General features: G+C 68.9%; 11 protein-coding genes. 4 read left to right on the top strand and 7 right to left on the bottom strand.

The window, feature by feature from the left end; translation table 11 throughout:
- Positions 1-5: 5 nt before the first annotated feature.
- Entirely contained in the window at positions 6-803 is a 798-nt protein-coding gene (locus A7V84_RS10505; protein WP_033535437.1) for an IclR family transcriptional regulator, read from the bottom strand.
- Between the two features lie 265 nt (positions 804-1068).
- Here A7V84_RS10505 and A7V84_RS10510 point away from each other — a divergent pair, with 265 nt between their 5' ends.
- The 3 genes from A7V84_RS10510 to A7V84_RS10520 are packed head-to-tail and all read left to right on the top strand — an operon-like array spanning position 1069 to position 4920.
- On the top strand, positions 1069-3177 hold the full coding sequence (locus A7V84_RS10510; RefSeq protein WP_063491879.1) for an acetate--CoA ligase family protein: 2109 nt from the start codon (positions 1069-1071) through the stop codon (positions 3175-3177).
- Between the two features lie 30 nt (positions 3178-3207).
- Positions 3208-3945 (top strand): enoyl-CoA hydratase/isomerase family protein, encoded by a 738-nt coding sequence (locus A7V84_RS10515; RefSeq protein ID WP_025512907.1) that lies wholly within the window; start codon positions 3208-3210, stop codon positions 3943-3945.
- A 21-nt stretch (positions 3946-3966) separates the two neighbouring features.
- Positions 3967-4920 (top strand): tripartite tricarboxylate transporter substrate binding protein, encoded by a 954-nt coding sequence (locus A7V84_RS10520; protein WP_063491880.1) that lies wholly within the window; start codon positions 3967-3969, stop codon positions 4918-4920.
- A gap of 5 nt (positions 4921-4925) precedes the next feature.
- Here the strand turns inward: A7V84_RS10520 and A7V84_RS10525 are convergent, their stop codons facing one another.
- Positions 4926-6533 (bottom strand): thiamine pyrophosphate-binding protein, encoded by a 1608-nt coding sequence (locus A7V84_RS10525; RefSeq protein WP_063491881.1) that lies wholly within the window; start codon positions 6531-6533, stop codon positions 4926-4928.
- An 88-nt stretch (positions 6534-6621) separates the two neighbouring features.
- Here A7V84_RS10525 and A7V84_RS10530 point away from each other — a divergent pair, with 88 nt between their 5' ends.
- Positions 6622-7521 (top strand): LysR family transcriptional regulator, encoded by a 900-nt coding sequence (locus tag A7V84_RS10530; RefSeq protein WP_025512904.1) that lies wholly within the window; start codon positions 6622-6624, stop codon positions 7519-7521.
- A gap of 11 nt (positions 7522-7532) precedes the next feature.
- Here A7V84_RS10530 and A7V84_RS10535 read toward each other — a convergent pair whose 3' ends face one another.
- Genes A7V84_RS10535 through A7V84_RS10555 form a run of 5 tightly spaced genes read right to left on the bottom strand, consistent with a single transcriptional unit; the run spans position 7533 to position 13906 of the window.
- On the bottom strand, positions 7533-9179 hold the full coding sequence (locus tag A7V84_RS10535; protein WP_025512903.1) for a Na+/H+ antiporter: 1647 nt from the start codon (positions 9177-9179) through the stop codon (positions 7533-7535).
- A gap of 23 nt (positions 9180-9202) precedes the next feature.
- Positions 9203-10705 (bottom strand): TolC family protein, encoded by a 1503-nt coding sequence (locus tag A7V84_RS10540; RefSeq protein WP_025512902.1) that lies wholly within the window; start codon positions 10703-10705, stop codon positions 9203-9205.
- Positions 10695-12572 carry an FUSC family protein gene (locus tag A7V84_RS10545; protein ID WP_063491882.1) on the bottom strand — a complete coding sequence of 626 codons (1878 nt, stop codon included), beginning with the start codon at positions 12570-12572 and terminating at the stop codon, positions 10695-10697. Before A7V84_RS10545 ends, A7V84_RS10540 begins: the two co-directional genes overlap by 11 nt.
- Positions 12559-13611: a multidrug transporter subunit MdtN gene (mdtN, locus tag A7V84_RS10550; protein ID WP_033535433.1), complete on the bottom strand. Its 1053-nt coding sequence runs from the start codon at positions 13609-13611 to the stop codon at positions 12559-12561. The genes A7V84_RS10545 and mdtN overlap by 14 nt, the downstream gene beginning before the upstream one ends.
- A gap of 1 nt (position 13612) precedes the next feature.
- Positions 13613-13906 (bottom strand): YtcA family lipoprotein, encoded by a 294-nt coding sequence (locus A7V84_RS10555; protein ID WP_101604638.1) that lies wholly within the window; start codon positions 13904-13906, stop codon positions 13613-13615.
- Between the last annotated feature and the right edge of the window lie 166 nt (positions 13907-14072).

Consider the following 14072-nt stretch of genomic DNA (forward strand, 5'->3'; position numbering starts at 1 on the left):
CCGCCTCAGGGCTTGGCCGCCACCATGCGGCGGGTCACATGGGCCAGGGTGGGCAGCGCGGCATGCCCGCCCAGGCTCTGGGTAATGCCCTCGGTGGCGCGCCCGAGCTTTTCGGCAAACTGCTTGATCTGGGTCGCGCGAAAGCGTGTCGACGGGCCGGACAGGCCGAGCGCGGCGATCACCTGGCCGGAGCCATCCAGGATGGGGGCGGCCACGCCGTAGACGCCCTCGCGCCATTCGCCGCGATTGACCGCGTAGCCCTGCTTGCGGATCTTCTCGATCTCCTGAAGAAAGCGCTTGGGCTGGGCGATGGTGGCCGGCGTGATCTGCACCAGCGAGGCGGTCACGCGTTGCAGCGTTTCGGCCGAGCGATAGGCCAGCATGGCCTTGCCGGTGGCCACGCAATAGGCCGGCACGCGGCCGCCGATCTGGGTGTAGGCCCGGATGGGATTGTCGCTTTCGATCTTGTGCACGTAGACCACCTCGTCGCGGTCGAGCACCGACAGATGCACGGTTTCGCCGGTCTGGTCTTTCAGGGTCGACATCCAGTGTTCGGCATGGCGCTTGAGATCCAGCTTGCCCAGCACCGCCGAACCCAGTTCCCATAGTTTGATCGAGGCGTTGTAGCGGCCCGAGCCCTCGTCGCGGATGACGTATTTCAATTCCGACAGTGCGATCAGCAGGCGGTGCACATTGCTCTTGGCCAGCCCGAGCCGGTTGGCGATGTCGGTCAGGCTCTGGGGGGTGTCGCTGTGGGCCAGCAGTTCGACCACCTGCAGACCCTTGATGAGCGTGTTGTTCATGAATGGGTTTCCAGAATATGGAATTGTTTTATTTTAAAGTGGAACATCCCTAGAATGCGCTTCATCCCCGGGAAATGCGGCCGGGAGCCGGGCGCCCGGCTTGCGGCGGTCTGGTTTCCATGCGCCGCAGCGCAGTTTTCCCATTCTGTCGTTCAGGTTTGCGCCGGCTTGGCCGGTGGGCAGCACCGCAGTGCGCATGGGTCGCAGCGGGCAAGATGCCGCTGAGTCCTGTCTTTCCGATTCGGATTCATCCAGGGACTTCACGATGGAACACGGCAGCAATGCGTCCGGGCTGGACGCTTACATGAACCCGCGCAGCGTGGCGGTGATCGGCGCCTCGGAAGATCAGAGCAAGTTCGGCGGGCGCCTGTTCCGCATGTTGCTCAAGCACGGCTACGACGGGCGCATCTATCCCATCAATCCGGCCCGCGACACGCTCTTCGGCGTGCCGGCCTATCCCTCGGTGGCGGCGCTGCCGTCGGCGCCGGATATGGTGGTGATGGCGATTCCGCAGGAAAAGGTCAGGGACACGGTGGCGGCCTGCGCGCAGCAAGGCGCGCGTTGCGGCATCGTGATCACCTCCAAGTTCTCCGATGCGGGAGAGGCCGGCGCGGCGGCCGAACGCGAGGTGGTGGCCGCCGCGCGGGCCACAGGCATGCGCCTGATCGGCCCCAATTGTCTGGGCGTGATCAGCCCGGCCAACCGCCTGGTGCTGTGCTCCTCGCCCGCCCTGGAGGTGGATGCGCTGCTGTCGAGCCCGATCGGCTTCGTCAGCCAGAGCGGGGCGTTGATGGCAACGTTGTTCGACCGGGCGCACGAGGCGGGCATCGGTTTCAGCCACTGTGTCTCGGTAGGCAATCAGGCGGACCTGGAGTTGTGCGATTTCGTCGAGTGGCTGATCGACGATCCGGCCACGCAGGTGATCTGCACCTACATCGAAGGCGTCAAGTCGCCCGCCCGGCTTTTGCAGCTGGCGCGCCGGGCGCGCCAGGCGGGCAAGCCCTGGCTGGCCGTCAAGGCGGGCAAGACGCAGGCCGGCAGCCAGGCCGCGTTTTCGCATACCGCCAGCCTGGCCGGGGACTACGCGGCGCTGCAGGCCGTCTTCGAGCGGGAGAACATCGTATTGATGGAGGACCCGGCCGCCATGCTGCTGCTTGCGGCCGCGATGGCGCGCCATCCCGCAAGCAAACTCGACGAGGTGGCCATCATCACGACCTCGGGCGGCGGCGGCGCGCTGAGCGCCGATCGCCTGAGCGAGGCCGGTGTGCCGCTGGCGCGCTTTGGCACGGCCACACAGTCCGCTCTGGGCGAGCTGTTTACGGAAGGCCAGGCCCACAACCCGATCGATCTGGGCGGCCGCCGGCACGAGGTCGGCAGCAACGCGGCCGACGTGTCGCGCCAGACCGCCGCGCTGGCGCTGGCCGATCCCGCGGTGGATGGCGCGCTGGTGGTGCTGACTACGGCGCCGGCCTTGCATGACGTCACCGCCTATCTCGCCGAGGGCGTGCGCGAAGCCGGCAAGCCGGCGCTGTTCGTGATGCAGCCGGGACGCGCCGCGCAGCGTGCGCGCCAGGCGCTGGTGGCGGCCGGCCAGCCTTTCACCAACAATCTCGCCGAGGCGGTGCAGGCGCTCTCGGCCTGGCGGCGCTGGTCAGCCTATCGCGAGCCCGGCGTGGCGCAGCGCCCGGCGGGTTGCGCGCCGGCCCGGCCGCCGTCGGGCGAGCTGGGCGAGCAGGCCGCCAAGCAATGGCTGGCCGGGGCCGGCATCCCGGTCAACCGCGAGCGGCTGGCCGCCGATGTCGCGCAGGCGCTTGAGATGGCACAAAGCGTGGGCTTTCCGCTGGTGGCCAAGGTGGTGTCGCCCGACATCGTGCATAAGTCAGAGGTGGGCGGCGTGTTGCTGGGCGTCGACAGCCCGGCGCGGCTGCGCGAGGGCCTGCAGGCCATGCAGGCGCGTATCGCCCGACTGCGGCCGGACGCCCGGCTGCAGGGCTTTTCGTTGCAGGCCATGGAAGCCGGCGAACTGGAATTGCTGGTGGGCGCGCGTTGCGACCCGCAGTTCGGCGCGCAGGTGGTAGTGGGCAGCGGCGGCGTGCTGGTCGAGACATTGCAGGACATCGTCGTGCTGCCGGCGCCCTTCGATCTCGAGGCGGCCCGCCAGGCCCTGGCACGCCTGCGCAGCGCGCCTCTCATGCAGGCCTATCGGGGGCGCGGGGCGCTCGATGTCGACAGCGTCGCGCAGGTCATGGTGCGGCTCGGGTGGCTGGCCAGCGATCTGGCCGGACAGGACTTCGAGATCGAGATCAATCCGCTCAAGGTGCGTCTGCAGGGGCAGGGCTGCGTGGCCGTGGATGCGCGCGCCCGCCTGGCCTGAGGCGTTCAACATCCCGCACAAGGAGGGAGCATGGCAGTCGTCGAGATCGATACCTTTGGCGCGGTGACGCTGTTCACCATCAACCGGCCCGAGCGGCGCAATGCCATTTGCCGCGATACCGCCCTGGCGCTGCAGGACGGCTTTGCCGAGTTTGACCGTTCCGGGCAGCGCGTGGCGGTGATCACCGGCGCGGGTGACGAGGCCTTCTCGTCGGGGGCCGACGTGGCCCGGTTGCCTGAGCTGTGGCGCTGTATCCCGACCGTGGGCATCACCACCGAGAAACCCATCATCGCGGCGACGGCCGGCTGGGTGGTGGGCGGGGCGCTGGTGATGCACATGATGTGCGATCTGGCCATCGCCGCCGAGAACTCCCGGTTTTCCTATCCCGAGGCCAAGCTGGGCTTCACCGGCGGGATGATCGCCGGGCTGGCCGCGCGCATTCCCTACAAGATCGCCATGGACGTGATGCTGTGCGGCGCCACGCTGGATGCCGGGCGCGCGCGCGAAGTGGGGCTGGTCAACCGGGTGGTGCCGGTTGGCCAACAGGTGTCTGAGGCGCTGGAGATGGCGCAGCGGCTGGCCCGGATGGCGCCCCTGGTGCTGAGCACCCTCAAGCGCTTCGTGACCCGCGACGTGATGCCGCGCGGCCCCGCCGAGGACATGGCGCGGGTGATTCGCGAGCTGGGCGTGGTGCGCGACAGCCACGATATCGAAGAAGGCCGTCAGGCCTTTCGTGAAAAGCGCGCGCCCGTCTATCTGGGGCGCTGACCTATCCGGAGGAGCAGGCGCATGAATCGCAGACTGTGGTTGCAATCCACCCTGGCCGGTCTGGCGCTGGCCGCCGGCGGGCGGCTTCGGGCCGCCGAGGCGCCGGTCTCGGTGGTGGTGCCGTATCCGGCGGGCGGCAACGCCGACCGCATTGCGCGTTTGTTCGCGCAAGGCCTGGGCGAGACGCTAGCGCGCACTACCGTGGTGGAGAACAAGGGGGGCGCCGGCGGGGCCATCGGCGCGCGCCACGTGGCGCAGAGCGCGCCCGATGGCCGCACGTTGCTGCTGGCGCCCACGGCCATCATGGCCATCACGCCCTACCTGCGCGAGGTAGGCTACGACCCGGTGCGGGATTTCACGCCGGTCGCCAAACTCAGTTCGTCCATCGGCATCGTGACGGCGCGCAAGGATTTCCCGGCCGACGACATCGCCGGCCTGGTGGCTTATGGCAAGCAGCATCCGGGAGCGGTGACCTATGGCTCGGCCGGATTGGGGACGCTGACGCACATGCAGGCCGCCGCCCTGATGAAAACGCTCGGCATCGACGCGCTGCATGTGGCCTACAAGGGGTCGGGCGAGGCGCTCAACGATCTGCTGGGCGGGCGTATCGATCTGATGGTCGACAGCATTGCGCTGTCGCAGGTGCAGAACGGCAGCGCCAAGGCGCTTGCCGTGATGCCGCGCAATCGTTCTTCGACGCTGCCTGGCGTGGCCACGCTGGCCGAGCAGGGTGTCGCGCTGGGCATCCCGAGCTGGTTCGGCATCTATGCGCCCGCCGGCACGCCGGCGGCGCTGGTCGAGGAGCTGGGCGCGGCGGCCGGCCGCATCATGGCTGCGCCCGAGATCGATCGGCGGCTGGCGTCCATCAGCATGTACGCCAGCTTTCAGGGGCCGGCCGAGTTCACCCGGCAGATGCAGCAGGACACCGAGCAATGCCGCGCGCTGATCGCGGCGCTCGATATCCCGATGCAATAGGCGACTCAGATGCGGCCGTCGTAGGCGCGCCTGGGGAGGTCGCAGGCGATCACGCTGTAGCGATCTGCCGAGAGGGCCTGGCCGATGGCCGCCCGCAGGCTTTCGCGCGAGTCGACCCGCCATCCATAGCCGCCCAGGGCCTGGCCGACGGCGGCAAAGTCGTTGCCGCCGAAGTCCACGCCCAGGTTGGGCTGGGCATTGGCGCGCTGTTTGATCTCGATCAGGGATAGCGAGGCGTCGACAAACACGAACACGATCACCGGCGTGCCGGCGTCGCGCGCCGTGGCCAGTTCGCCCAGCGTCATTTCCAGGCAGGCGTCTCCGGTGAAGACGGCCACCGGACGTCCGGGCGAGGCCAGTTGCGCGCCGATGCCCAGGGGCAGGGAGCAGCCCATGGTGCACAGGCCGCTGGACTGCATCAGGGCGCGCGGCTCGTAGCATTGCCAGGCCTGCGACAGCAGGATGCGGTGCGCGCCGCTGTCCACCGAGGCCAGGGTGTCTTCCGGCAGGGCGCGGCGCGCCTCGTCGATGATGGCGCCCGGCCCCCAGGGCTCATCCAGCCGATAGCGCTCGCGCAGGCGGGCCTTGATCGCTTCGGTTTCTCCTGGCAGCCAGGTCGAGGCGCCGCTCACACCGTGCCGCAGGGCTTGCAGGCCGGCACGGACATTGCCGACGAAGCTGTGGCGGGCCTGATGCATGTAGTGCGTGTTGGGGGTGGCGCAGAACTCGACCACGCGGGCGCTGTCGCTCCAGATGTTGCGCCAGCCGCTGCGCATCTCGATCGGGTCATAGCCCGCCAGCAGAATGAGGTCGGCCTCGCGCAACAGCGGCAGCAGGACTTCGTCGGCCCGTGGCGACAGTCCGGCGCCACCCAGCGCGAAGGGGTCGCGTTCGTCCAGGATGCCCTTGGCCTTGTAGGTGGTGATGAGCGGAATGCGCAGCGTGCGGGCCAACTCGGCGACCTCGTGCCCGGCCTGGTGGTAGACCGCCTCCACGCCGGCCAGCAGCACTGGCCGGCGGGCCTGCGCGAGCCATTGGCGCGCCTGCTCGAGCGCCGGGCCGGGCGCCGGAGCGCTGGGCGCCGGCCGGCTGCGGCGGGTGCCCGGCTGCCGCCCGGCCACGGCGCGCGCCACCGAGATGGGCACATCGATATGCACCGGCCCGGGCGGGTCGTCCAGGGCGATGGCCAGCGCCTTGTCGATCAGCGCTTCGGCGGCGCCGGCGCTCATGCGCAGCGAGGCCTTGGTAATGGGGCGCAGCAGCGCTGCATGGTCGAACACCTGATGGGTATAGGTGGCCGCCTCGTCCTCATCGACACAGCCGGTGAGAAAGATCAGCGGCACCCGGTCTTGCAGCGCATTGGCCACGGCGTTGACGGCATTGGCCACGCCGGGCCCCAGCGTGGCGATCAGCACGCCGGGCGCGCCGTCGCGATGAAAGACGCCTTCGGCCATGAAACCGGCGGCATTCTCGTGTTTGACCAGGGTGAAAGCCAGGCCGGCCTGCCCCAGCCCTTCCATGACGGAGAGCACTTCTCCGCCAGGAATGCCGAAGGCATGGCGGCAGCCGGCTTCATAAAGACGCTGTCCTAGGATTTGGGCGACGGTTTGCATGGAGGTTCCTGTGGCGCGGTGAAAGAGGGGTTGTTATTGTTGAGTCTATAATCCATCAATATCACGTTCAATTGAGTGATCGCTCAATATGGAATCCCCTTTCGGCGCGACCCCGCCCACCTTGCGCCAGCTGGAACTGTTGCTTTCCCTGGCCAGTGCGGACGGCATTGCCAGTGCCGGCGCCCGCATCGGCATGACGCCCTCGGCGACCAGCCATGCCCTGCGCGCGCTGGAATCCGCCATGGGGACGGCGCTGGTCGACCGCCAGGCGCCGGGCCTGGCCCTCACGCATGCCGGCCAGCAGGTGTTGCCGCATGCGCGTGACCTGTTCGCGGCCCTGCAACTGATGATGACTGCGGCGCAGGCCAGCGCCGGCCTCAAAAGCGGGGTGTTGCGCCTGGGTTCGTTCGGCGCGAGTTCATCGCTCAAACTGTTGCCGCCGCTGCTGAAGTCCTTTCGGCGCCATTACCCCGGCATCGTCCTCAGCGTGGTGGAGCGGCCCGACGCGCAGGTCGAACAAGACCTGCAGGAGCGTCGCCTTGAACTCGGTGTGGTGACCTTGCCCCGGCCCGGCTTTGAAACCCTGTCGCTGGCCCGCGACGAACTCATGGCCGTCCTGCCGGTCGATCATCCCCTGGCGCGCGCCAGGACCGTGACTCCGCAGGCCCTGGCCGCACAACCGCTCATTCTCACGCGCGCCGGCTCACAGGGGCTGGTGGCGCAGATGTTCGCGCGGGCCGGGCTGCGCCCGCAGGTCACGCACGAGCTGTCGCAGTTGCTGTCCATCCTGGCTTATGTCGCCGGCGGGGAAGGGGTATCGGTGGCGGCGGCCTTGGCCCTGCCCGCGGACTATCCGGGAGTGGTTTACCGGCCGCTGGCTCCCGGCGCGCAGCGGCGCATCGGCCTGGCTTGTCTGGACGTCACCCGTCTGTCGCCGGCGGCCACGGCGTTCTGGCGGCACGTGCAAAAGAGCAAACGGCCTGTCTGAGGCGGACCAGGCTAATGGCTGGCCCGGATGCGGGCTTCTTCCATATCCAGCAACATGACCTGCTCGCGCGCCAGCGAATCGGAGATCTGGTGCCGGCGCGCCAGCTGATAGATGGCCTGGCGCGCGGCGGCCACGGCCTGCAGGCGCAGCTGGCGTTCGATGTACAGATCGCGTGCATCGGGCGGGGCGCTGGCCTCGGGGTCGCCATAGGCGCAGGCCTCGCGGCGCAATTCCAGGCTGACGCGCTCGGCCACGTCGCGATAGAGCGCGGCGTCGGCCGGCGAGGCCTGGCCGAACTGGGCCGCGGCCTCCCGCACGCCCTTGAGCGCGGCCTGCAGGCGGGTGCGGTGCAGCGTGGCCTGCTCGCGCCGGTCGCGTTCGCTGGAGGGCACCTCCAGGCCCTTCATCAGCGGCGGCAGGCCCAGACTGGCCAGTAGCAAGGAAAACAGGATCACCAGGGCGGCCAGGCAGATGGCCAGGTCCCGCGCCGGGAAGGGGGATCCGTCCAGCAGCGCGAACGGCAGCGTCATCACGCCAGCCAGCGTTACGGCCCCGCGCACGCCGGCCAGCGCCATCGCCAGGATCAGGCGGGGGTGAGGCGCGATCGTCGTGCGGCCCAGACGGCGGGCCCGCAGGGCGGCGATCTTGAGCGATACCGTGACCCACAGCAGGCGGCAGGCGATCAGGCCGGCGCAGACCGCCAGGCCATACACCGGCAGCCAGTACAGGTGCTGAGCGCCGCTTTCGCTGGCCGCGCTCGACAGGTTGTCGATGAGGGTGGGGAGCTGTTCGCCCAGCAGCACGAACATCATGCCGTTGAGGGTGAATTGCAGCAGGTTCCAGACGGCGTGGCGTTCGACGCGCGTGGCGGCGGCCAGCCTGCCGGACATCTCGGCATAGCTCATGGTGATGCCGGCGGCCACGGCGGCCAGGATGCCCGAGGCCCCGATCTGTTCGGCCACGTAATAGACGAAAAAAGGGGTGATGAGGCTGAGCAGGACATCGCTGCCGGGCTCGGCGCCGAAGCGGCGCGTCAGGCGCGCGCGCGTGCCCATGAGCAGCCAGGTGATGACCATGCCGACCACGATCCCGGCGATCGCCAGCCAGAGAAAGCTGCCGATGGCCTCGGCCCAGGAAAACGCGCCGGTCAGGGCGGCGGCCGCCGCGATGCGAAAGGCCACCAGTCCGCTGGCGTCGTTGAACAGGGCTTCGCCTTCCAGGATGGTGCGCATGCGGCCGGGAATGCGCACGCGGTGCGAGATCGCTTCAAGCGCCACCGGGTCGGTGGGCGAAACGATGGCGGCGATGGCAAAGGCCACCGGCAGCGGCACGGCGGGGATCATCCAGTGGATCAGGTAACCCACCGCGGCCACCGTGAGGAACACCAGGCCGAGCGCCAACTGGGCAATGGACGAGGCGTCGCGCAGCACGGCGACCTTGGAGACGCGCCAGCCATCCAGAAACAGCAACGGCGGCAAAAACAGCAGAAAGAAAATGTCCGGTTCGATCAGCACGCCACGCTGGAACACCGCCGCAATCAGAAAACCCAGGCCGATCTGGATGAAAGGCAAGGGGATGGCCAGCGGCAGCAGGCGTACCAGCACGCCGCTGAGCATGACTGCCACCAGCATGGCCATGATGACGGCAACGGTAGTCATGGGTACCTGGGCCTCGAAGGAAATCAGCGCATGGAGCCGGCCGGGGCGGCGTCCAGCCGGCCCAGCGACAACGCCAGCGTGGCCGCGGCGATCTGGGCGGCCGCGCGCGCATCGGCGCGCGCAGTGCGCGCGGTGAGCAGACCGTTGGCGGCCTCTGTGGCGACCGTGACCGTGCCCATGCCGACGCGATAGGCGTCCAGCGCCGCGTCGTAGGTGACCGTGGCGGTCTGCACCAGCGTCTCGGCGGCCTCATGGGCCTGCAGCGCCGTCTCCAGCGTATTGCTGGCAAGAATGATCTCGGTCATGGCCGTGTTGCGCAGGCGTTCCAGCGAAGCCTGTGCGGCGTGCACCCGGTCATGGGCGTCGCGCAGCCGCGAGCTGCGCATCCCGCCGTCGTAGAGCGGCAGCGACACGCCCAGCAGCACGCCGCGCGTGACGGCATTGTTCGACAGCCCCGAGACCGGCCCGATGGACAGGTCGTTGTGGCCGCCGATCAGAAAGCCGGCCAGGAATACCTTGGGCAGGAAATCGGCGCGCGCCATGTCGACCCCGCTCTCGGCGGCCTTGAGCGAGGCGATGCTGGCCATGATGTCGGGCCGTTCGGCCAGGGCTCGGCGCAGCACCGCGCCTTCGGGCAGCTCCTGCGAGGACGGCAGGGGAGCGGCGTCGCTGGCGGCGATCCGGACCACGGCGCCCGGCGCCAGCCCGAGGTGATCGAGCAAGGCCTGGTAGGCGTTGCGCTCGGCGCCGGTGCTGCGCACCTGGCGCAGGCGGGCCTGCGCGACCAGTTGGCGCACCTGCGCTTCTTCGACCGAGGTGGCCAGACCGGCCTTGCGCTTGGCCAGCACGGCATCCTGCACGGCCAGGCTGTTGGCGAGGGTTTCCTCGCTGATCTGCCGCCCCTGGCGGGCCGCGCCATATTCGTAATAGGTGCGCGTGACATCGAAGACCAGCTTCTGGTGCACCGCATTGAACAGGAAGTTGGCCCCCAGCGAAAGATTGTGCGCAGCCTGGTTGGCGGCCGCGCGTTGGCCGAAGTCGAAGAGCAGCCACTCCAGCGTGAGCATGGGTACGGTGCCGCTCAGGGAGGTGTCGACCTCGGGCCGCTCGCCCAGGATGCGGGGCAGTTCATGGCGCGTCTTCAGGCGTCCGGCCACGGCGCGCGCGGAAATCATCGGCAGGAAGGTGGCCTCGGTCAGGCCCACCGCCGAGGCGGCCTGGCGGGCCTGATTCCAGGCCACCCGGGTGGCCATGTTGTTGCGCTGGGCCAGATCGATCAGGGCGGGCAGATCATAGGTCTGGTCGGCTTGCGGCGCGACCGTCGGCGCCAGGGCATTGTTGGCGGCCGCGGCCGGCCCCTGTTCGGCAAGGGAGCGCCAGTCGGCGGGGGTGGGTGGCGGCGCCCAGGCTGTCTGCGCCTGCGGCGGCGCATCGGCCGTGCCGCTGGCGCAGCCGGCCAGCAGCAGCGCGGCGCCAGCCAGCAGGGCGCAGCGCAAGGAACGAAGGCGGGCCCAGTCAGCGGCCATTTATCAAGGTCTCCAGGCGTTGCACGGTTTGGGCCGGCGTGCCGGCGGGGGCGGGCATGGCCGGCGGGCAAGGCGCCGCCGTTTCGGCGGGGCTGGCCATCGCCTGCAGGCGATGGGCCAGGGCGTCATCGGAAGGCGGGGCGAGCAGCAGCTGATGAGACAGCTGCCGGGCGCGGTGGTCGATGGTCATGATGCGGCGGATGGCGGCGGCCGAGGGGCGGCGGCGATACACCTCGAACAGGGAAAAGCCCAGCGCCAGGCGGGTCTGGGCAATATTGTCGGCCACCTTGGAGGCTTGCGCCAGCCGCAGGTCGCGGTCGTCCTGGGGCGTTTTCCCGCCAGGCCAGGCCATGAAAGCCAGTTGTCCCATCAACTGGCGCACGCTGTCGCGGGCGCGCACGATCACGCTTACCGGCCAGAACTGGGTGAACATCACATACATCACGCAGTTGCCCAGCAGCACGCCCATGATGCGGTCGCGCGCGGTGTCCATGTCGAAGGTCGGGCCCGAGCCCTGCAGCACGGTCAGCAGGAAGGCCAGGGCCACCTGCACGCCGGCGTACGACACCCGCTCGTTGCCCACGCCGATCCAGGCCGACAGCAGCGTGCCGAAGAACACCAGCAGCATCAGGCCGCCCACGGTGCTGAGGTGGGGCATCAGAAACAGGATCGAGCCGATGCCCAGCGCGGCGCCGACCAGGCAGCCGCTGATGCGCAGCACCAGCTTGTGGGTGGTTTCGCCCACCGACCCAAGCGCTGCCACGTAGCAGGTGATCATGGCGGTGTGGATGCCTTGCCACTGGAAGGCGGTGTAGGCCAGGTAGCAGATGATGGCCGCTGCGGTGGTCTTGATGGCGTAGCGCACATGCACCGGGTTGCGCCAGGCGTCGGCCCGCAGAAAGGGGTCGCCGGGCGGCTGGGCCGGGTAGCCCTGCGGATCGCCGGCCATGTGGCGCAGGGCATCGCTGGCGGCGGCCAGCGCCGGGTCCGTGCAGCCGGCGGTGTCGGCAGGCACCGGCTTGCCGGTGGCCAGCGCCTGGGCAGCGGCCCGGATCTGGCGAGCGAGCGCCTGGGCCTGGGCGGGCGCCGGGGGCTGGCGCAGGGCCAGCAATGCCAGCGTCAGGCGGTAGCTCTCCAGCAGCGCGCGCGCCAGGCGCTGGCGCTCGGCGCTGCGGCCCAACGCCAGCAAGCGCGTCAGGCCCAGGCGCTTGAGGGCGTCTTCCTGGCCCTCCTCGATCTGCTCGCGCAGGTGCTGGCGCGCGGCGGCATCGGGGCGCTCGAGCCAGCCGGCGGCCGCCTGCAGCCGCATGGCGACGGTCTGGCGCAGCAGCGCGACGGGCTTTCTGCCCATGAAAAGGTTGACCCCCAGCACGCAGGCCATGGGCATCGTCGCCATCAGCCAGGCATAAAGGATGCCGCGCGTGGCGGCCTCGCCAAAGGGCACGAAGTCCAGCAGCGTCAGCACGAAGGCGATCACCAGGGCGATGATGCCGCCCAGCTCGCCCAGTTTGCTGGCCGATCCCAGAAAGAGCAGCACCAGCGACGTGGCGGCGATGGCCAGGATGCGCAGCGCCGGCACATCGATGGTCCAGCGGGTAAAGAGAAACAGCAGCACCACCACGATGGCCACCAGCACGGTCAGGCCGACGGCCAGCAGACAACCTTCGGCTGCGTCCGGCTTCATCACGAAGAAGATCAGATAGCAACTGATTGCCGGTTCGGGGATGCCATAGACGGCCGCCATCATCGCCGTGAGCGCGCAGGCCAGGGCGATGCGCCAGGATTGCGCAAAGCGCCCCGGGAAGGCCTCGGTCAGGTCGCGCCAGGTCTGGCGCAGGAAGGGCGGCCAGGCCTCAGCACTGCTCATCGGTATGAAGAATGACGGTCGCCGAGGCGCCGGCGCGCATCAGGTCGGGCGGCGGGTCCTTGAGCAGGATGCGCACCGGGAAGCGCTGTCCCACACGGACCCAGTTCAGGGTCTTGGGCACATAGGGCAGGCTGCGCGGCAGTTGAATCTGGTCTTCCGAGGCCACGCCCCAGCCGATGGACTCGACCGTGCCCTGGATGGTGCGGCTGCGGTCGGCCGCCACATAGACGCGTGCGCAGCTGCCGATCTTGATGTCCTGCAGCTCGGTTTCCAGGAAACCGGCCGACGCATACCAGTGGGTGGTGTCGATCAGCGTGAAGGCCATCTGGGCAGGAATGATGTAGTCGCCGTTGGCCACGTTCAGCCCTGCGATGCGCCCGTCGTTGGGCGCGCGGATCTCGGTGTCGCGCAGCTGGCGTTCGGCGATGGCCAGGGTGGCCTTGCTTTGCGCCACCAGCGCGATCGCGGCATCGGTGTCGCCCACCAGCGCATCGGCGGCGTGTTGCTGGGCCATGGCTTCTTTCAGGCTGGTCTCGGCGTTGCGCTTGAGCGTGCGTGCGTCGTCGACCTGCTGGGTGGTGACATAACCCTTGGGTTGCAGGCTCTGCAGACGCTGCAGGGTCTGCGTGGTCTGCGCCAGGTTGATCTGGGCGCGCGAGACCTGCTCGGCCGCAATCCGCGCATTGGCGCCTTCGGCCTGCAATGTGCGCTTGCGCGTGGCCAGCGCGGCCTCGGCGGCTTGCAGTCCGGCCAGGGCCTGGTCGCGCTGCAGCCGATAGAACTCGGGATCGACGCTGAACAACAGATCGCCCGCCTTGACCGTGCCGTTCTCCTGCACAGCGAGATTCTGGATGCGGCCTGGCACCGAGGAGGCCATGCGCGCCATGTTGGCGGTCAGGACGGCGTCTTCGGACAGGGGCCTGGCGGCAATGCGGCTGAAATAGGCCCAGCCCAGACCGACGGCCAGCAGCAGAATCACGACGAACAGCACGATCGCGATACGGCGTTTGCGGTCGGTTTTTTCGGGAGAGGTCGGCATGTCAGCGGGCGAAGATGGTCAGCGAGAGCAGGAACATGACGGCGGCGGCAACGGCCAGATAGGTCAACAGGTGTAGCGGCAGGTATTCATCGATGCCTTTGCGCACCAGCACCACGCGCAGCACCAGGGCGGCAATGCAGCCGGCCACCGCGCAGGCGATCCAGGAGGGGAAGTAGGATTCGAAGATGACCACATAGGGGGGCTGCACGGTTGCGCTGCAGCCTGTGAGCAGCGGCAGCAGCCACACCGCCATGGGCAGCAGGCGCCGGCCCGGGGACTGTTGCAACGTCGTCAAGAGCTAACCTCGGTGATCATCGGGCGCACGGGCGCTGGTGAAATGCCGGCGCTTGCGATGCGCCAGGGTGATGTGCGGGAATTTATACCATTTGACCCGGGAAAGCACGACGCTGCAGGTCAATGAAAAACCGCCGCACGGTAGGGTGCGGCGGCCGGGCATGTCG

Origin of the sequence: Bordetella trematum, assembly GCF_900078335.1 — a bacterium.
Classification (GTDB): Bacteria; Pseudomonadota; Gammaproteobacteria; order Burkholderiales; family Burkholderiaceae_B; genus Bordetella; species Bordetella trematum.